General features: G+C 66.3%; 9 protein-coding genes. 7 read left to right on the top strand and 2 right to left on the bottom strand.

The window, feature by feature from the left end; translation table 11 throughout:
• The first annotated feature begins 12 nt into the window (after window positions 1-12).
• Window positions 13-1326 carry a sensor histidine kinase gene (locus ACQPYR_RS38220; protein WP_433624266.1) on the top strand — a complete coding sequence of 438 codons (1314 nt, stop codon included), beginning with the start codon at window positions 13-15 and terminating at the stop codon, window positions 1324-1326.
• Here ACQPYR_RS38220 and ACQPYR_RS38215 read toward each other — a convergent pair.
• Window positions 1323-1865 carry a GtrA family protein gene (locus ACQPYR_RS38215; protein WP_433599537.1) on the bottom strand — a complete coding sequence of 181 codons (543 nt, stop codon included), beginning with the start codon at window positions 1863-1865 and terminating at the stop codon, window positions 1323-1325. The genes ACQPYR_RS38220 and ACQPYR_RS38215 overlap by 4 nt on opposite strands.
• Window positions 1866-1955: 90 nt before the next feature.
• Between ACQPYR_RS38215 and ACQPYR_RS38210 the strand changes: the two genes are divergently transcribed.
• The 6 genes from ACQPYR_RS38210 to ACQPYR_RS38185 all read left to right on the top strand — a co-directional run bounded on the left by ACQPYR_RS38210 (window position 1956) and on the right by ACQPYR_RS38185 (window position 19845).
• Window positions 1956-3131 carry a 5-(carboxyamino)imidazole ribonucleotide synthase gene (locus ACQPYR_RS38210; RefSeq protein WP_433624264.1) on the top strand — a complete coding sequence of 392 codons (1176 nt, stop codon included), beginning with the start codon at window positions 1956-1958 and terminating at the stop codon, window positions 3129-3131.
• On the top strand, window positions 3115-3630 hold the full coding sequence (purE, locus tag ACQPYR_RS38205; protein ID WP_433635356.1) for a 5-(carboxyamino)imidazole ribonucleotide mutase: 516 nt from the start codon (window positions 3115-3117) through the stop codon (window positions 3628-3630). The genes ACQPYR_RS38210 and purE overlap by 17 nt, the downstream gene beginning before the upstream one ends.
• Before the next feature lie 149 nt (window positions 3631-3779).
• On the top strand, window positions 3780-4460 hold the full coding sequence (locus ACQPYR_RS38200) for a TetR family transcriptional regulator (RefSeq protein WP_433624262.1): 681 nt from the start codon (window positions 3780-3782) through the stop codon (window positions 4458-4460).
• 160 nt (window positions 4461-4620) lie between these two features.
• Complete coding sequence (locus ACQPYR_RS38195; protein WP_040687001.1) at window positions 4621-5781, top strand: acyl-CoA dehydrogenase; 1161 nt, start codon at window positions 4621-4623, stop codon at window positions 5779-5781.
• A gap of 429 nt (window positions 5782-6210) precedes the next feature.
• Entirely contained in the window at window positions 6211-6417 is a 207-nt protein-coding gene (locus ACQPYR_RS38190) for a hypothetical protein (protein WP_433624260.1), read from the top strand.
• 15 nt (window positions 6418-6432) lie between these two features.
• On the top strand, window positions 6433-19845 hold the full coding sequence (locus tag ACQPYR_RS38185; RefSeq protein WP_433624258.1) for an amino acid adenylation domain-containing protein: 13413 nt from the start codon (window positions 6433-6435) through the stop codon (window positions 19843-19845).
• On the opposite strand, the gene ACQPYR_RS38180 is transcribed toward ACQPYR_RS38185, so the two are convergent.
• A complete protein-coding gene (locus tag ACQPYR_RS38180) occupies window positions 19842-20168 on the bottom strand; it encodes a GNAT family N-acetyltransferase (RefSeq protein WP_433624256.1) in 327 nt (108 codons plus the stop codon). The genes ACQPYR_RS38185 and ACQPYR_RS38180 overlap by 4 nt on opposite strands.
• Window positions 20169-20200: the final 32 nt, after the last annotated feature.

Here is a 20200-nt window from a genome sequence, read left to right as displayed (position 1 = left end):
GGCGCAACTGATATGAGACGCAGAATTCTGCGATCGATACTCACCGTGCTGACCATCACCACGGTGGTGCTCGGCGTCCCGCTGATCTACACCGCGTGGCTCTGGGTCGAGGACATCACCCGCAACGATCTGGAGAACCGGCTCGAGCGGATCGCCGCCGAGATCATCGCCCAGGAACACGGCGACGGCGCGGTGCTCGGCGAACTCGACACCCGCCTGGTGCGGCCGCTGATCCCCAAGGACGGCAAGCTGACCATCATCTATCCGGCGCCGCAGGACAATGCGTCGCGGCTCGATATCGGCGCGGAGCAGGTCCACGATCCGGTGGTGGAATCGCTGGCGATGGGCACCAAGGGGTCATTGCGCCTGGAGGTGCCGTCGGGGCCGATGCATACGCGGCAGATCCAGGCCGTCGCGGTGGTCGCCTTCGCGGTGCTCGCCTCACTGGGCGCGGCGGTGTCGGTGGCCATGATCACCGCGCGCCGGGTCGCCGATCCGCTGCGTGACGTGGCGGCCCGCGCCGCCCGGCTGGCCATGGGAGACTTCCGGCCGGATCCGCGGCGGCACGGGATTTCCGAACTGGACCGGGTTTCCGATGTGCTCGATTCGGCGACCGTCGAGATCGCCGGGCGACTGCAGCGCGAGCACGCGCTGGTCGCGGACGTTTCGCATCAGCTGCGCAGTCGCCTGACCGCGGTGCGATTGCGGCTGGACGAGTTGTCCGCGCATTCCGATCCGGCCGTGGTGCACGAGGCCGAGGAGGCAATGGCGCAGGTCGACCGGCTGACCGATGCGATCGACGATCTGGTGCGGGCCTCGCGCGACGAGGATGCCGCCGATCGTGATCCGGTGCCGGTGATGGACGAACTGCGCGGCGTCGTCGAGGAATGGTCGCATCCGTTCACCGAGGCGGGCCGGATCCTGCGGCTGATCGGTGACGAATCGCTGCGCGCCCCGATCACCGGTTCCCGGCTGCGCGAAGCACTCGCCGTGCTGGTCGACAATGCGCTGATGCACGGCGGCGGCACCTGCACGGTATCGGTGCGCACCGTGCGCACCGTCAGCGAACGCGAGCCCCTGGTGGTGGTCGAGGTCGCCGACGAGGGTGACGGCGTCCGTGACGAACTCGCGCCGCACATCTTCGACCGCGGTTTCTCCGCAGGCGGCTCGACCGGTGTCGGACTCGCCCTTGCCAGGGCACTCATCGAAGCCGACGGTGGGCGCTTGGAATTGCAGCGCCGCCGCCCTGCGCTGTTCGCGATGTTCCTCGGATCGAGCGCGTCACAACGCACACCCAACGGCGCGCAGGCGCCCGAGCCGCGCTAGCTGTGGCCGAGCTGCTCTTCTTCGAGCAGTTCCTCGATTTCCTCGACGAGCTCACTGATTTCGTCCGGGAACACCCAGCGCCGCATCGACCAGAAGCGGAACGCCATCTGCAGCAGGTTGCCGATGATGAAGGCGCTGATGAAGTCCGCGATGTTCTCGACGGTGAAGCTCACATCGGGCTGGCGTAGGTCGAAGACGTAGCTGGAGATCCACAGCGGGATGAAGCTCAGCACGACACCGACGCCGCTGACGCCGAAGAACAGCAGCGCCTCGTGGTGCTTCTCGCGCCCGCCGCGGTTCTTGAACGACCACTCGCGGTTGAGGATGTAGGAGCAGATGACCGCGATCACACCGGAGATGATCTTCGCGGTGACCGGCTTGGTCTCCAGCACGGTCCACTTGAGCACATAGAAGATGCCCGAGTCGATGATGAATGTGGTCGCGCCGACGATGGCGAATTTGATCAGTTCGTGGTGGCGGTAAGCGATCTCCCGCAGGGGCTTGGGGAGGACGTTGACCACGTCGTCGACGAAAGGCACAAGGCCCGAGTGTACCGGTAGGGATCGTGCTGCCCGGACATGACAAGATTGCACGACGTGACTGCCAGCCGTTCATTCGATCCTGCCGCCATGCCCACCGTCACCATGATCGGTGGTGGCCAGCTCGCGCGCATGACGCACCAGGCCGCTATCGCGCTCGGTCAGCGGCTGCGGGTGCTGGCGGAGAATCCGGATGACCCGGCCGCACAGGTGAGCCCCGAGGTCGTACTCGGCAGCCACACCGATCTGAGCGCGCTACGCAAGGCTGCCGTCGGCTCGCACGCCCTCACCTTCGATCACGAGCATGTGCCGACCGACCATCTGGAGGCGCTGGTCGCCGAGGGCGTGAATGTGCAGCCGCCGCCGCACGCGCTGGTCTTCGCGCAGGACAAGCTGGCCATGCGGACGAAGCTGTCCGAGCTCGGGTTGCCTGTACCGGCCTTCGTGCCCGTCACTTCGGCGCCCGATGCGGCGCGTTTCGGTGACGAGCACGGCTGGCGGATCGTGCTGAAGGCAGTCCGCGGCGGCTACGACGGCCGCGGCGTCTGGATGCCGGAGTCGGCGGCCGCCGCCGAGACGATCGTTTCCGATCAGCTCGCGCACGGTGTGCAGCTGCTCGCCGAGGCAAAGGTGGATCTGAAGCGCGAACTGTCGGCGATGGTGGCGCGTTCGCCGTTCGGTCAGGCCGCGACCTGGCCGGTGGTGGAGACGGTGCAGCGCAACGGCCAGTGCGCCGTGGTGATCGCGCCCGCCCCGGATCTGAGTGACGAATTGGCCGCGCAGGCCGAGACGCTCGCGCTGAACCTGGCCGAAGAACTCGGTGTGGTCGGTGCGATGGCCGTCGAACTCTTCGAAACCAACGACGGCGCCATCCTGATCAACGAACTGGCCATGCGCCCGCACAACTCCGGACACTGGGGCATGGACGGCGCGTGCACCGGCCAATTCGAACAGCATCTGCGCGCGGTGCTCGACTATCCGCTCGGCGACACCAGTCCGCTGGCGCCGGTCACGGTGATGGCGAATATTCTCGGCGCGGCCGAGGCGCCGACCATGTCGATGGACGAGCGGCTGCACCATCTCTTCGCCAGACTGCCGCAGGCGAAGGTGCACCTCTATGGCAAGGGCGAACGCCCGGATCGCAAGATCGGGCATATCAACGTGCTCGGCGACGATGTCGCCGTGGTGCGCGAGCAGGCCGAGCGCGCGGCGTACTGGATGTCGCACGCGATTTGGACCGACGGATGGGATCCCCACGGTGAGTAGTGCGCAAGTTGGCCTGATCATGGGCAGCGACTCCGACTGGCCGACCATGGAGGCCGCCGCAATCGCCTTGGCGGAGTTCGATATTCGCTTCGAGGTCGGCGTCGTCTCGGCGCATCGCACACCCCAGCGCATGCTCGACTACGCCCGCGAGGCGGCGGGTCGCGGCCTGAAGGTCATCATCGCGGGCGCGGGCGGCGCCGCCCACCTGCCCGGTATGGTCGCCTCCGCCACCCCGCTCCCGGTGATCGGCGTCCCCGTCCCGCTCAAATATCTCGACGGCATGGACTCCCTGCTGTCCATCGTCCAGATGCCTGCGGGCGTCCCGGTGGCCACCGTCTCCATCGGCGGCGCCCGCAATGCCGGCCTGCTCGCCGCCCGCATCCTCGCCACCGCCGACTCCGCCCTGCGCACTCGGATGGAGCAGTTCCAGGCCGGCCTGGAGGCCATGGTCCTGGAGAAGGACGATGCGCTCCGGGGCAAACTCCTCGGCCACAGCTGATCTGCTGGTCAGCCGAGCCGCCCGAGCACGCGACGGGACTATCGGGACCCCGCGACCGTCAGCGGCTTGGGCGAGGATGAATGCCAGCGGGCTGACAGCTTTTTCGGCCATGCGGATCGCGCATGAGCCGGGGTCAGTACGGTGATGCGGTGGCGATTGAGGAAACCGTTCGGGGGCGTAACGGGGATGATGCGGCCAGGTTTCGGCTGACCGTCGTGGATCAGGCATTGCGGCTGTTCGCCGAGCAGGGATATGAGGCGACGACCGTGGATGAGATCGCGGAGGCGGCGGGGATTTCGCGCCGGACGTTCTTTCGGCAGTTCCGGTCGAAGGAGGATGTGATCTTCGCAGATCACGAGTCGCAGTTGGCCCGGGCGGCGGAGTTCTTGGCGGCAGCGCAGGGGGATCCGTGGGAGGCGGTCTGTGCCGCGGTGGTGCAGGTGTTCGAGCGGTTCACCCAGTGGCGCGAGATCGCCGAGCGGCGGTATCGGGTGGTGCGCAAGGTGCCCGCGCTGCGCGAGCGCGAGATCGTGACCGTGTTCCGGTACGAGCGGTTATTCACCGACTATCTGCGTGAGCGGCTGCCGGAGGTGCCGGATCTGGCACGGGTGCAGTTCACGGCCGCGGTGACGGCCACGCACAATTACCTGCTGCGCCGGATGGTGCGCGGCGAATCGGATGCCGGTGCGACGGATCTGCGCGAGGAGTTGGCGGCGATTCCGCGTGGGCGCGGATCGGGGGCGGCGGAAATGGTGGTCGCGGTGTTCCCGAGGGATATGCCGCCGCGACAGGTCGCGGATCTGGTGACGCGGCAGCTCGGTAATCTGTGACCGGAGTCATACTATGCAGTATCTGACACTCAGTGCCACGATGTAACCGCACTTGATACGGCTCTCTGGGCGTATACTCGATCGGAGTGTGGCACTGAGTGCCGACCGTTGGAACTCTGATCCAGCAAAATCACGACCGACAAACCCAGGAGTGTGTCCCATGGCGGGGAACCCCGATTTCAACCTTTTCCAGCTCGAGGACTTCCACGACGAACTGCGTGCGGCCATCCGCGGACTGGCGGAGAAGGAAATCGCTCCGTACGCCAAGGATGTCGACGGCAACGCCCGCTTCCCGGAGGAGGCACTCACCGCACTGAACGCCGCGGGCTTCAACGCGGTGCACGTGCCCGAGGCCTACGGCGGACAGGGCGCGGATTCGGTCGCCACCTGCATCGTGATCGAAGAGGTCGCCCGTGTCTGTGGTTCGTCCTCGCTGATCCCCGCGGTCAACAAGCTCGGCACCATGGGCCTGATCCTCAACGGCTCCGAGGAGCTCAAGCAGAAGGTGCTGCCGGATATCGTCAACGGCGAGATGGCCTCCTATGCGCTGTCCGAGCGTGAGGCCGGCTCCGACGCCGCAGGCATGCGCACCCGCGCCAAGCAGGACGGCGACGACTGGATCATCAACGGCTCCAAGTGTTGGATCACCAACGGCGGCAAGTCTTCCTGGTACACCGTCATGGCGGTGACCGATGCGGAGAAGGGTGCCAACGGCATCTCCGCATTCCTGGTGCACAAGGATGACGAGGGGTTCGTGGTCGGCCCGCTCGAGCACAAGCTCGGCATCAAGGGATCGCCCACCGCCGAACTGTATTTCGAGAACTGCCGGGTGCCGGGTGACCGCATTGTCGGCGCGCCGGGCACCGGCTTCAAGACCGCGCTGCAGACCCTCGATCACACCCGTCCGACCATCGGTGCGCAGGCCGTCGGTATCGCGCAGGGCGCACTGGACGCCGCGATCGCCTACACCAAGGACCGCAAGCAGTTCGGCACCGCGATCGCCGACTTCCAGAACACCCAGTTCATGCTCGCCGATATGGCGATGAAGATCGAGGCCGCCCGCCTCATGGTCTACACCTCCGCGGCCCGCGCCGAGCGCGGCGAGAAGAACCTCGGCTTCATCTCCGCCGCCGCCAAGTGCTTCGCCTCCGATGTGGCCATGGAGGTCACCACCAACGCCGTGCAGCTCTTCGGCGGCGCCGGCTACACCACCGACTTCCCGGTGGAGCGGATGATGCGTGACGCCAAGATCACTCAGATCTACGAGGGCACCAACCAGATTCAGCGCGTCGTCATGTCGCGCGCCCTGCTGCGGGGCTGATAACGCATTCCGGCCGGGTGTTTATGCCGTTGTACCGAGCGGTGTGGACACCCGGTCTTTTTGTGTTCCGGGATGCCCGCTTATCGGGGACGGGAATGTCCGGTGAAATAATTTCGAAGCCGATCGGTTGTTTATTTGTGTCCTTAACCCGAGCAATTCGATACATCGCGTAGCACATTGCTATCGTGCCTGAGGTTCGATACTGATTCGCCTGGTAGAAGGCGCAAATAAACGCTGCGAACCTCGATCGACGAGGTCGCGCCGGGAACTCTATTCGTAAGTATGTCGCCCTCGCGGTGGCGCGCGTTACATGTTTTCCGAACACTATTTCGAAGGCAAGTTGAACTAATAAATCAGGTGGCTCGTTCCATATAAAAGAAACCCGCAAAGGGTGGATACTCGACTTCGTAAACACGACGAGGTGGGGATATGACCAAGATCGTAGGCGGACCGCGGTCGGGGATGAATCGGATCCCGCTGTCCATGCGGCCCACCGAGGGCGGCGAGGCGATACTGCGCGCATTGGTCACAGATGTCGACGCGCATCACATCGAGCCCGAGGAGGTTACGGTCGACGCGACGCACGCACGGACCAACGGTAAACCGGTGCCCGTCGGACGGCATCGAAGTAACTGATCCGGGTGGTTGCTCATGTCGCACGGCCTGTCATCGGCACGGCCATCGCTTGCCGCTGAAACTCAGGTTTTTCCGCTCTCGCCCGCGCAGCTGGGGATGTGGTACGCCCAGCAGCTGGATCCCGATGTGCCGCTCTACGAGGCGCAGTACATCGAGATGTCCGGGCCGCTCGATCTCGACCTGCTGATCCGGGTCGGTCGCCAGGCCGCGCACGAGTTCGAATCGGGCGTGCTGCGGTTGATCGAGAAGGATGGTCGGCCGTATCAAGTGGTCGATCATCGGCTCGAGACCGAGGCCAGGTATCTGGACTTCCGCGCCGCGGCGGATCCGGATGCCGAGGCACTGCGTTGGATGCGCGCCGATGTGGCGGCGCCGATCGATCTGCTGCGGGATCGACTCGCCATAACGGCGGTGCTGCGGGTCGGTGCCGACCGGGTGTTGATGTACTCGCGGGCCCATCACATTGTGGTGGACGGCTTCGGCTCGGTGACCGGGCTGTATCGGGTCGCCGAGTTGTACAACTCGGCGCTGGCAGGTGTCGAGCCGCCGCCCGCGACGGCGGCGCGCCTGCGGGAGGTGCACGAATCCGAGATGCGCTATCGCTGCTCGACGCGATACGCGACCGATGCGGCGTATTGGTCCGAGCGGATGGCGGACATCCCGCAGCGGTGCAGTCTGGTGGATGCGGCGGCACCCACACATGCGCTTGGGCGTCAGCATCGGATCGAGCTCTCGGAGCTGACGATCGCGCGGATGGAAACCGCCGCGGCGCGCTTCGGTGTGGGTTCGGCGGGATTGGCGCTCGCGGCGCTCGCGCTGTATTACGCGCGGATGACCGGTGAGCGGGAGGTGGTGCTGAGCCTGCCGGTGTCCGGGCGGACCACTGCGATGCTGCGGCGTTCGGGCGGCATGCTGGCCAATGTGGTGCCGTTGCGGATCGAGGTCACCGCGGACAGTACGGTCGCCGATATCGTCGCGGCGGTGCGGCTCGAGGTGTCCGGTGCACTGCGGCACCAGCGGTACCGGCACGAGGAAATCCGGCACGGTGCGGACGAGTCCGATGCCGCGGTACCTGGGCGGGGTGTCGTCGGGCCGGTATTCAACATCATGCTGTTCCCGACGGAAGTCGTTTTCACCGGTGTCCGAACCGCACTGCATGTACTGACGTCGGGGCCGATCGAGGACCTGTTCGTCAACCTGTATCAGCACGGCGCGAACAGTCCGATCCACGTCGACTTCACCGCCAATCCGCAGTTGTACGACGCGGATTCCCTTGCCCGGCACCATTATCGATTCATCGGACTGTTCGAGTCTATGCTCGCCGCGGAGCCGGATACGCCGGTCCGGGAGCTCGAATACTTCCTCGACGATGAGCGGCATCTGCTTCGTGGGGTACACGGGCCGAAGGTTTCGGCGGTGCGGTTATTGCCCGAGGTGCTGGAGGCGGGGTTGCGTGCCGCGGAGGCCGACGCACCCGCGGTGCTATGTGGTGACCGGACGTTGTCGTATGCGGAACTGGATCGACTCTCGAATTCTCTGGCGCGCAAGCTGATCGGGCTCGGTGCGGGACCGGATATTCCGGTATTGAGCGCGTTGCCTCGATCGATCGAATCGGTGCTGGCGTTCTGGGGTGTGGCTCGATCGGGCGCGGCGTTCGTGCCGATCGGGGGCGGCAATCCGAGCCAGCGGGCGGCGCGGATGGCGGCGGAATGTGGCGCACAGCTGGGGATTACAGTTTCGGAGCTGGTTCCGGGACTGCCCAGTGATGTGACGTGGATTGTGCTCGATGCCGATGCCGATGCCGATGCCGATGCCGATGCCGATGCCGATGCCGATGCCGATGCCGATGCCGATGCGGCAGTGGACTCGGACCTGCGTGGGATCGTACGGCCGGAGCACGCGGCCTATGTCGTATTCACTTCGGGTTCGACCGGTGTGCCGAAAGGGGTTGTGGTTACGCATGCCGGCTTGGCGGGACTGGTTGCGGCAGAGCGTTATTCGTTCTATTCGGGGCCGTGGGCGCGGGTATTGCACTGTTTGAACCCGAGTTTCGATGCCTCGCTACTGGAGTTGCTGCTGGCGTTCTCGGCGGGCGCGACATTGGTTGTCGCGGAGGGGGATCAGGCGGCCGGGAGTGAATTGGCACGGGTGATCCAGGACTTCGGAGTGACGCAATTGTTTTCGACGCCCGCGGTTCTGGCGACGCTGCCCACCGATGCGTTGGACGGGGTGCATGCGGTGTCTTCCGGTGGCGAGAGGTGTCCGCCGGAGCTGGTGGCACGGTTCGGATCCGGGCGGACATTGCTGAATTCTTATGGGCCGACCGAGACTACGGTCGCGGTCACCTTCACGGATCGGTTGACGCCGGCTCGGCCGTCGGGGTTGGGGCGTCCGGTGCCGGGGGTCGGGCTGTTGGTGCTGGATCGCTGGTTGCGGCCGGTACCGATCGGGGTTGCGGGGGAGCTGTACATCGTCGGGTCCGGGCTTGCCAGGGGCTACGCGGGACGAATGGGCGTAACCGCCGAACGTTTCGTGGCGAACCCCATCGGGCCGAGCGGATCTCGGATGTATCGGACCGGTGATCTGGTTCGCTGGCGGATGGAGCATCCGAGCGATGCGGAGCACGATGGGGCGTCGGATCCGGTACTGGAATATCTGGGCCGCACGGATTTCCAGGTCAAGTTGCACGGAATGCGGGTCGAGCCGGGTGAAATCGATGCCGTGCTAGACCTGCATCCAGGTGTCGAGATCGCCGTGACGGTACTGCGGCGCACTGCTGCGGGTGGATCGATGTTGGCGTCGTATGTGGTTCCGGTCGATCACAGGGAACCGCATGTGCACCTGGATGTTTCGGATATCCGTGACTTCTGTGCCCACCGGCTTCCCGGACATCTGGTACCCGGATCGATTACCGTGCTCGACGCGCTGCCGTTGACCGGCAACGGCAAGATCGATCGTCGCGCCCTGCCCGATCCCGAGCCTATGGCGACCGAACCGGTGTTCGCGGCGGGTACGGAGACCGAACGCGCGCTGTGCGCGATATTCGCGGAGATCCTCGGCACGCAGAGCGTTGACGCGGAATCGTCCTTCTTCGCACTCGGCGGCGATTCGATCATGGCTATTCAGCTGGTATCCAGGGCCCGCGCCGACGGGCTGATCTTCGCGGCCCGTGCTGTTTTCGAGCATCCGACACCTGCCGACCTGGCCCGATTCGTCACGGAACCCACCGGTCGCCCGATATTGCATGAATTGCCGGGTGCGGGCATCGGCCGGATCCCCCGCACGCCCATTGTTTCCTGGCTGCTCGAACAGTCGACCGACGCGCGCAGCTTCGCGCAGTCGATGGTCCTCACCCTGCCTGTCGGCATCGAGCGAAACCCGTTGGTGCGCACCATACAGGCCGTTCTTGATGGGCACGACATCTTGCGCGCGGCCTTGGTGGACGGGGAACTCGAGGTGCGCCCGGTCGGGGCGGTCGACGCGGACGCGCTGCTGGCCGTCGATTCCGAGACTTCGTCGGACGCGTCCGCTCGGACTGTCGCGGATGCGACGAATCGCCTCGATCCGGAATGCGGCCGAATGCTGGCCATGGTGTGGCTCGATGCCGGGCCGATGCGGGCCGGTCACCTCGTCATCGTGGCGCATCACCTGGTCATCGACGCGGTGTCCTGGCGGATCGTGCTCGCCGACTTGATCACCGCATGGACGCGGATCGCGGCGGGAGACGAGCCGGTACTGCCGCCGGTCGGCACGTCCATGCGAACGTGGGCACACGCTTTGGCCGTGGCCGCCGCCGATGATTCGGTGGTCGAGGAGCTGGATTACTGGTCCGAGGTCCTCGCCACGCCGGATCCGCCGTTGGTGCGTCGACGTGCGGCCGCGCCCTCGCCGGGAGAGCGTGGCGGCCACGGTGATCACGGCGATGCGATCGAGGTGCCGACGGGACGCGGTGACATTGCCGTTGACGTGCCGGATGTCCTCGACACGGGGCCGGAGAGCCTTGCCGACGAAACGCGGCGAGTCCGTGAGCGGATCGAGGTTCGGCTGCCTGTCGAGGTGACGAAGACGCTGCTCGAGCGGTTGCCGGTGGCGTTGCGGTGTGGGGTGGAGGATGCGCTGTTGAGTGCCTTGGCGTGCGCGGTTACGCGGCGGCGGGGGGACCGAAGCCCAGTGCTGGTGAGCATCGAGCGGCATGGGCGGGATGAGGGATTGGTGCCGGGGGCGGACCTTTCCCGGACGGTCGGGTGGTTCACCAGTCAGTTCCCGGTGCGTTTGGATGTCGGGTCGGCCGATCCGTTGACGGCGTTGAAGGCCGTGAAGGAACAAGTGCGGGCGGTGCCGCGGGGCGGGTCCGCGTTCGGGCTGTTGCGGTATCTGAATCCGATTGGGCGCGAACGGCTGTCGGCCGTGCGCCCGCGAATCGGGCTCAACTATCTCGGCCGGGTGCCGGCTGTCGATGCGGGTGAACCGTGGCTGCCGGATTCGGTTGTCACGTCATTGGGAGGGGGGCCGGTCTTGCCTGCGGCCGGGGATATCGCGATCGATGCCTTGACACTGGATACCGCTGAAGGCCCTGTCCTACAGGCGGTCTGGCATTCCAGGTGCTCGGCATCGGATCTGGAAGATATTGCGCAGCAGTGGACATCGGAACTCACATCGCTTGCCGAACCGCTGCGGGCACCGGATGCGGGTGGTTTCACTCCGTCGGATCTGCCGCTGGTATCAGCGACGCAACAGCAGATCGACGAATGGGAGTCGCGGTATCCGGCATTCGAGGATGTCTGGCCGCTCGCGCCACTGCAGCAAGGTCTGCTGTTCCACACCCAGCTGGCCGCCGGACGCGCCGACGGGTACTCGGTACAGGCGGTAATCCAATTCGACGGCGAGGTGGATGTCGCACGGCTGGAGCGGGCCGCCTGCGCGCTCGTCGAGCGACACCAGGTGCTGCGCACGGCCTTCCTGCCCGGCGATGATGCGACGGTTCAGCTGGTGCTCGAGCAGGTAACCGTGCCGTGGAGCTACATCGAAGCGGATGCGACGGAATGCGACCGCATCGCCGAGGCGGAACTCGCGACTCCCTTTGCCTGCGATCGGCCACCGCTGCTGCGCTTTCGCTGCGTGCGTTGCGGCGAGCGCGATGTCCGGTTGGTGATCACGAACCATCACCTGATCCTCGACGGCTGGTCCATGCCGCTGCTCTTCGGCGAGCTGCTCGTGTTGTACGAAACCGACGGTGACAGTGCGGGATTGGCCCCAGCTGTCTCGTATCGGCATTACCTGGAGTGGTTGGCGGACCGAGACCACACCGCCGCCCGAGCCGCATGGTCGGCCGCGTTGGCCGATCTACCAGGTCCGACCTTGGTGACCGCCGGTCGGGCTCCGGCTGTGGCCGACGGCAGCGCGAGCCGGTCGGCGGACGAACGAGGGGCGAAACCTGTTCGGACCATGGATATCCCGTTGGGGCAACCGAATGCAGCCGCACTCCAGCGGATTACCGCTGAGCGCGGTGTCACCCTCAATACGATTGTGCAGGTCGCGTGGGCTTTGCTGTTGGCGGAGCTGACGGGGGAGCACGACATCGTATTCGGCTCCATCGTATCGGGCCGTCCACCCGAATTGCCCGGTGCCGAACGCATTGTCGGCATGCTGGTGAACACCGTTCCGGTGCGGATCACCCTCGAACCGGCCGAGTCGGTGGCGGACCTGCTCGGGCGCGTACATCGTGAGCAGGCGCGCTTGCTCGAGCATCACACTTCAGGACTGACCGATATTCAGGCGGCGGCCGGTATCGGGCCACTCTTCGACACCACGCTCGTGTTCGAGTCGTATCCGATGGATGTCGCGGCGCTCATGGCGGCGGCTGAGCGGGCGGCATTGCGAGTCAGCGGATTCCGTGCCTACGACGGGACGCACTATCCACTCGCGCTGGCCGCACACGGCCGAAGCGATCTGCGTCTGGTCATGAGCTACTCGGCCCAGTACTTCGACGCCACCGAGGCGGCAGCGCTGGCGGACCGGCTGGCCCGCATTCTCGCGCGGCTCGGCGAGGATCCGAACCAGCCGGTCATGGCAGTAAACGGAGCCGACCCCGGGGAGGTGCTGCGCGCACGTCCACAGTCACTACGGTTGCTGCCCGAGATCCTGGCAGGCGGCAGCCAACCCGATCGGACCGCAATCCGTGGTGGTCCAATGGAATTGGCCTATCGAGAACTCGACGAGCAGTCGAATCGGCTCGCCGCAGTGTTGATCGAGGCGGGTGCGGAACCGGAAACGGCTGTGCTGCTCGCGGTGCCGCGGTCGCCGGAGTGGATGGTCGCGGTGTGGGCGATCGCGAAGTCCGGGGCCGCCTTTGTGCCGGTCGATCCGGCCCAGCCTGCGCAGCGGATCGTCGATATCGCCGCCGACTGCCGGGCGTTGTTCGGGGTGACTGTCGCGACGGTGCGGGATCAACTGCCCGACGAGGTGCCGTGGCAGGTGCTGGACGCTCCGAAGGTGACGATGGCGCCGCTGCCAGCCGTGGATCGACGCAGGCCACTACTCGCGGCGCACCCGGCCTACATCGTGTACACCTCCGGCTCGACCGGAACACCGAAGGGCGTAGTCGTCACCCATGCCGGTCTGAGCGGTCTCGTGCGCGGTACCGCGGCCGCCATCGGCGCCGGGCCGGGTGATCGCGTATTGCACTGTCTGAATCCGAGTTTCGATGCGGCCATTCTGGTGTGGTTGTCCGCCTTCGAAACCGGTGCGACCCTGCTCATCGCGCCGCCGGAGGCGAATGCCGGTGCCGAGCTGTGCGCGGCTATCACCGAATCCGATCCGACCCACTTGACCTCGACTCCCGCCGTACTGGCCACGGTGCCCGCGAGCGCATTGGCGGGCGTGCGAGTGCTGGTCTCCGGCAGCGAGGCGTGCCCGCCGGAGCTGATCGCCCGCCTCGCTGAGGGCCGGGCGCTGCTGAATTCCTATGGCCCCGCCGAAGCCTCGGTGGCAGCGACATTCTCCGGCCCACTGCGTCCGGGGGAACCCGCCGATCTCGGAGCACCGTTGCCGGGAACCGGTCTGGCCGTATTGGATTCGTGGTTGCGTCCGGTGCCGGTCGGTGCGACCGGCGAGCTGTATGTCATGGGATCTGGACTTGCCCGTGGCTATGTCGGGCAGCCGGGACTGACAGCGGCGCGGTTCGTGGCGAACCCGTTCGGAACGCCGGGGGAGCGGATGTACCGCACCGGCGATCTGGTTCGCCGGGTGTCCCGGCGGGGACTGGAGTACATGAGGCGCAATGACTTCCAGGTGAAGTTGCACGGCATCAGAGTGGAACCGGGTGAAGTCGACGCAGTGCTGCGCAAGTGCCACGGCGTCGAGATGACGATCACCGTACCGCGCGAGGGGCCGGCCGGAGCTCATGTGCTTGCCAGCTATGTGGTGCCGACCGAGGGGGCGATCCTGAAAGCGAACGAGTTGCGAAACTACCTGTCCCAGCGCCTGCCGAGACATCTTGTGCCCGCGGCGATCACCGTACTGACCGAGCTGCCGCTGACCGGAAACGGCAAGGTCGATCGGCGCGCACTGCCCGAACCCGAACTAGTGGTGGCCGAATACGTCGAACCGGTCGGACGGGAGCGCCTGGTCGCCGATGTCTTCGGTACGGTGCTCGACCGTGAAAAGGTCGGTGCGGCCGACGACTTCTTCGCACTCGGCGGTGATTCGCTCTCGGCGATTCGAGTCGCCGCACGGCTCGGTTCGGCCCTCGCGATTTCGGTGCCCGTCCGCCTGATCTTCGAAGCGCCGACTGTCCGCGCGCTCGCCGCGCGACTGAACACCACGGCCGCGATGGATCGCACCGGTCCTCGGCGGGGACCACGGCCGGCACGAATTCCGCTTTCACCCGCGCAGCAGCGGATGTGGTTCATCAACCAATACGATCCCGATTCCGGCGCTTACAACGTGCCGATCGTGCTGCGGCTCATCGGAAGGCTGGATACGGCAGCTCTGGAGGCGGCCGTGCGCGATGTGCTCGAGCGGCACGAATCGCTGCGCACGGTTTATCCGGCCCGTGACGGTGTCGGATACCAGATGGTTTTGCCAACGGATGCTGTTGTCCCGGAAATCGATCCGATCACTATTACCGATGCGAAACTGCCAGGCGCGATCATGGACTGTGTCGGTGCGGGATTCGACGTGACCACCGCGGTGCCACTGCGGCTGAGCGTGTTCCGGCTCGCCGAAAACACACACGTACTGGTGCTGGTGATCCACCACATCAGCACCGACGGCTTCTCGATGGGCCCACTTGCCCGCGATGTGATGACTGCCTACACGGCCCGGCTGGCAGGCGCCGCACCCGACTGGGTCCCGCTTCCGGTGCAGTACGCCGACTACACCCTGTGGCAGCACGAGCGCCTGGGCTCCGAGCTCGATTCGGAATCGTCACTGACACAGCAGATTCAGTACTGGAAAGACACACTCGCCGGATTGCCCGATCAACTCGCACTGCCCGTCGACCGCCCCCGCCCGCCGACTGCATCACTGCGGGCGAACACGGTCTACCGCGAATTCGATGCCGCACTCACCGCGCGCCTCGACGAACTCGCCACCGCGAACCGATGCACACGATTCCAGGTGCTGCACAGTGCACTCGCGGTGCTGTTCGCCCGACTGAGCGGCACCACCGATATCGCCATCGGCACCCCCGTGGCGGGCCGTGGTGTCGCCGAGCTCGACGATGTGGTCGGGATGTTCGTCAATACCCTGGTGCTGCGCACCGAAATTCGTGCCGCGGAACCGTTCTGCGAGCTACTCGGACGGGTTCGACGCACCGACCTCGACGCACTCGCCCACGCCGACGTGCCCTTCGAGCGGCTCGTCGATCTGCTCGAACCCACCCGCTCGGCCTCCCGGCACCCCTTGATCCAGACAATGCTGGTGATGCAGAGTCCCGCCCCGGTCGAACTCGCGCTGCCGGACCTGCGCGCCGAAGCGCTGGATCTCGACCAGCCGAGTATCCGTTTCGATCTGAGCGTCACGGTGGCGGAGACCGACTCGTCCGGCCTATCGGTCCGGATCGCATACGCCACCGACCTGTTCGACCGCGCAACCGTCGCGCACATGGCCGAGCGCTGGCTGCGTTTGCTGCGCGCGGTAGCGGCGAATCCCGAAGTACCCGTTGGCGATATCGAATTGCTCGCGCCTGCCGATCGCCGCGATCTGCTGTCCCGGCGGACGCGGATCGAGCGGGCGCCGCGCGTGCTGGCAGAGCTGCTCACCGCAGCGGTCGCCGCGAACCCGGGCGGCATAGCGGTGGTGGACGGCGCGGCGACGCTGACCTATGCCGAACTCGACGATCGCTCGAATCGACTGGCTCGCTTATTGATCCGCGCGGGTGCGCGTCCCGAGGCGCTGGTCGCGGTGGCCCTGCGCCGCTCGCTCGAGTCGGTGCTCGCCGTGTGGGCGGTGGCGAAGACCGGAGCGGCCTTCGTCCCGATCGATCCCGGCAACCCGGTCGAGCGGATCCAACAGATCATCGCGGACTCGGTTGCCGAGCTCGGCATCACCCGGAGTTCGATCGAGCCGAGTCTGCCGGATTCGATGCGGTGGTTCGCCCTCGATGACCCGGAGGTCATCGAATCACTCGATACCACAGCCGGTGCACCGATCGAGCTGCCGAACGTGCGGCCCGAAAACCCCGCCTACGTCCTGTTCACCTCCGGATCGACCGGCAGACCCAAGGGCGTCGTCGTCACCCACACCGGACTCGCCAACCTCGCGGCAGCACAACAGAAACGCGACGCGACCACCAGCACCTCCCGCGTCCTGCACGTGACCTCACCGAGTTTCGACGCCGCGGTACTCGAACTCCTGATCGCAGTGGGTCCGGCGGCGACACTGGTCATCGCGGGCCCGACCGCATTCGGCGGCCCGGAACTCGCGGAACTGCTGATACGAGAACAGGTTTCGCATATCGCCCTCACACCTTCGGCCCTCGCCTCGGTCGATCCGGCCGGATGCGACGCAGTGCGCGTCATCATCACCGGGGGTGAACCCTGTCCGCCCGAATTGGTCGCCCGCTGGTCCGCGCCGGATCGCCTGCATTTCAACGACTACGGCCCGACCGAAACCACGATCTGGGCAACGGAGAGCAACCCGCTGCGAGTGGGCGACGAGGTCACCATCGGCGGCCCCATCGCGGGCATGTCCGCAGTCGTGCTCGACGATCGGCTGCATCCGGTTCCCGAAGGCGTCGCCGGTGAGCTGTATCTGGCGGGCATCGCACTGGCCCGCGGGTATCACGGCCGCGGCGGCCAGACTGCCTCGCGCTTCGTCGCCGACCTGTACGGCCGACCGGGTGAACGCATGTACCGAACCGGTGACCTGGTGCGCTGGCGCGGCCGCGACCTCGAATACCTGGGCCGCTCGGACCTGCAGATCAAGCTGCGCGGCCTGCGCATCGAACTCGGGGAAATCGAATCGGCGCTGCTCGCCGACCCGGCCGTGGATCAGGCGGCGGTGAGCGTGCACACCGATGCCGTCGTCGGTGAAGTGCTCGTCGCCTACGTGGTACCCGGTGCCGAATTCGCACCTGATCTGCTCGAGAGCGCTCTGGCACAGCGACTTCCGTCTTATATGGTCCCCTCGGTCATTATCGCGCTCACCGAACTGCCACGAACCGCCAACGGCAAGCTGGACCGCAAGGCACTCCCCGCGCCCGATCTGCGCGGCGGCCGATATCGCGCCCCGGAGACGCCCACCGAACGAGTGATCGCCGAAACCTTCGGCGAACTGCTCGGTGTCACCCGCGTCGGACTCGACGACAACTTCTTCGCCCTCGGCGGCAATTCGCTGATCGCCACCCGCATCGTCGCTCGGCTCGGTGCGGCACTCGATACCCGAATCCCGGTGCGCAGTGTTTTCGATGCGCCCACCGTGGCCGACCTCGCCGAGGCGATCCGGACCGCGGCCGCCCCACCCGGGCCCCGCCCAGGACCGCGGGAGCGACCGAGCCACATCCCGCTCTCGGCGGCCCAACAGCGCATGTGGTTCCTCAACCGCTACGACCCGGCCTCACCCGCGCACAATGTGCCCATCGCGGTCGAGGTTCGCGGCGACCTCGATCCGGAGTTGCTGCGCGCTGCCGTTGCGGATCTGGTCGCTCGGCACGAATCACTGCGCACCGTCTATCCGGTGGATGCCGCGGGCGATCCGTACCAGAAAGTGCTACCGGCAGCGGAAGCCGTTGTCCCAGTGGTTGTCTCGGAAATCGGAGCGGCGACAGCGGCCGAGTTCGCCGTCCGCGCCGGTGGGCACGGCTTCGATCTGACCCGAGAACTTCCGCTGCGCGTGTGGCTGCTGCGGCTCGAGCCCGAGCGCTGGGTGCTCATCGTTGTCATGCACCACATCGCCGCGGACGGCTGGTCATCGGCGCCGCTGACACGTGACGTGCTGCTGGCGTACGCGGCCCGCCGGGCCGGTACCGCACCGCCGTTCGCGCCCTTGCCGTTGCAGTACGCCGATTACGCGCTGTGGCAGCGCGAATTGCTCGGCGCCGATGACGATCCCGACAGCGCGGCACACAGTCAGCTGGAGTACTGGCGCGGTGCACTGGACGGACTGCCGGAGGCATCGGCGCTGCCCACCGATCATCCACGGCCGACGGTGGCTACGCATCGCGCGGGCCTGGTCGAATTCGAAATCGGAATCACTGTGCAGCAAAGGATTCGGGAGATCGCGCGCTGGCACGGCGTGAGTGTCTTCATGGTGGCGCACGCCGCGCTCGCGGTCCTGCTCGCCAGGCTCTCCGGTACGACGGATGTGGCGATCGGTTCGGTCACCGCGGGCCGTGGCGACGGCGAACTCGACGATCTCGTCGGGATGTTCGTCAATACCCTGGTCCTACGCACCCGGATCGAGCACGACGCGACCTTCGAAAACATCCTCGCCACCACCAAAGACGCCGATCTGGACGCCTTCGGCAATGCCGATCTGCCGTTCGAGCGGCTGGTCGAGGCACTCGCACCGGCCAGATCGACCGCGCATTCGCCACTGTTCCAAGTGATTCTGGTGTTCCAGAACTTCGATCGCGAACCGATTCAGCTACCCGGCCTGGTGATCACACCGTTGTCGCGCGCGGCGGTCGGCGCAAAATACGATCTGGAATGGATGCTGGCCGAGGAATTCGACGCCGACCGCGCGCCCGCCGGTATCACCGGAACCCTGACCTTCGCCCGCGATCTCTTCGAACAGACGACCGCGGAAACCTTGGCACAGCGATTCGTTCAGGTGCTCGAAGAGGTCACCGCGGACCCGGCCATCGTCATCGGCGACCTCGATGTCACCGCCCCGCCGGGCACGGTCGTGCACCAGCCACCGCCAACGACCCTGCGGCGCAGGGATTTGCCATACCGTCCGCCGGTCACCAGCACCGAACGTCTCGTCGTCGATGCCTTCGAAGCGGTGCTCGGCGCGGATCGAATCGGCTTGGACGACAACTTCTTCGAACTCGGCGGCACCTCCATGGTCGCCATTCGACTGGTCGCCGAAATCCGCGAACGCGGCGGCTTCGATATGCCGGTCCAGTGGATGTTCGGCGAACCGACCCCCGCTGTCCTGGCACAACGCATCATCGAGGGTGACCGACCAGGCGTCGATCCGGCCTTGCGCACTGTCCTGGCCCTGCGCCCGAGCGGCACTGGTCCCGGACTGTTCTGCATCCATCCCGCAATCGGATTGGCCTGGTGCTACGCCGGTTTGGTGCAATACCTCGACGGTGATCACCCGATCTACGGCCTGCAGTCACCGGCTGTGGCCGACGGCGACCAACCGGAGAGCACCCTCACCGAACGCGCCGCCCGCTACGCCGACCATATTCTGCTGACCCAGCCCGCGGGGCCCTACCGACTGCTGGGCTACTCCGCGGGCGGCCCGCTCGCCCATGCGGTCGCCGTCGAACTCCAACGCCGCGGCGCCCAAGTGCCGACCCTGGTCCTCATCGACGGCCGCGCCGATGTCGAACCCGAAAGCGCCGTCGAGATGCCGCCTCCGGAGGCGTTGCTCGCCGAATTCGGCGGCATCGATCCCGCGCTGCTCGACAACTTCGACGGGGATGCGGCGCTCGCCGACCGCGCCGCCGAACTCCTGCGCGCCGCGGGCGGCACCTTCGCGGCCCTGACCCCCACCGATCTCGAGCACCTCTACCTCGACTACCAGCAGTTGATCCGCGAAAGCGCCGACTACCACCCGGCCGTCTTCGAGGGCGACGCGCTCTTCTTCAGCAGCACCAACGGCCGACCCGGGTACATCCCCAACGCCGAAACCTGGCGGCCCTATGTCACCGGAACCATTGCCGACCACCAAGTCGGCTACGAACACAACAAACTCACCAGCCCGCAAGCTCTGGCGGTGATCGGTCCGATCCTCGCGGACTACCTGAGTTAGGCGACCAGATCGGCGTATTCGCGGTGGTCGGCGATGTACTGCTCGACGTACCAGCAGGTCGGGATGATGGCGAAGCCCTGTGCGCGCGAATCCTGCAGCGCGTATTCGACCACCTGGGCGGCCACGCCACGGCCGCGGAACTCCGGGAAGGTCATGGTGTGGTGGAAGTCGCGGACTTTGGGGGGATGGTTGTCGGCGGAGCCGACGGGGCGGGTGGGGTCAGTGTTATCGCGTTCGGCGTAGTCGGCGTACCCGGCGAGGGTGTCGTCGAGATAGATCTCGAATCGGGTATCGGCGACATTGTGCTCGAGCCTGGTGGTCATGATCGGGTCAAACTCCTCAGCGGCCGGGAATG

The organism is Nocardia sp. CA-120079 (assembly GCF_050955745.1).
Taxonomy (GTDB): Bacteria; Actinomycetota; Actinomycetes; order Mycobacteriales; family Mycobacteriaceae; genus Nocardia.
Note: the sequence above shows the minus strand (reverse complement) of the source record. Positions and strands in the feature narration are given on the sequence as shown.

Bases quoted from the DNA above. Each gene is read 5' to 3' on its own strand.
- ACQPYR_RS38220 (WP_433624266.1), top strand. From the start codon at position 13: ATGAGACGCAGAATTCTGCGATCGATACTCACCGTGCTGACCATCACC.
- ACQPYR_RS38210 (WP_433624264.1), top strand. From the start codon at position 1,956: ATGCCCACCGTCACCATGATCGGTGGTGGCCAGCTCGCGCGCATGACG.
- ACQPYR_RS38195 (WP_040687001.1), top strand. From the start codon at position 4,621: ATGGCGGGGAACCCCGATTTCAACCTTTTCCAGCTCGAGGACTTCCAC.
- ACQPYR_RS38190 (WP_433624260.1), top strand. From the start codon at position 6,211: ATGACCAAGATCGTAGGCGGACCGCGGTCGGGGATGAATCGGATCCCG.
- ACQPYR_RS38185 (WP_433624258.1), top strand. From the start codon at position 6,433: ATGTCGCACGGCCTGTCATCGGCACGGCCATCGCTTGCCGCTGAAACT.
- ACQPYR_RS38180 (WP_433624256.1), bottom strand. From the start codon at position 20,168: ATGACCACCAGGCTCGAGCACAATGTCGCCGATACCCGATTCGAGATC.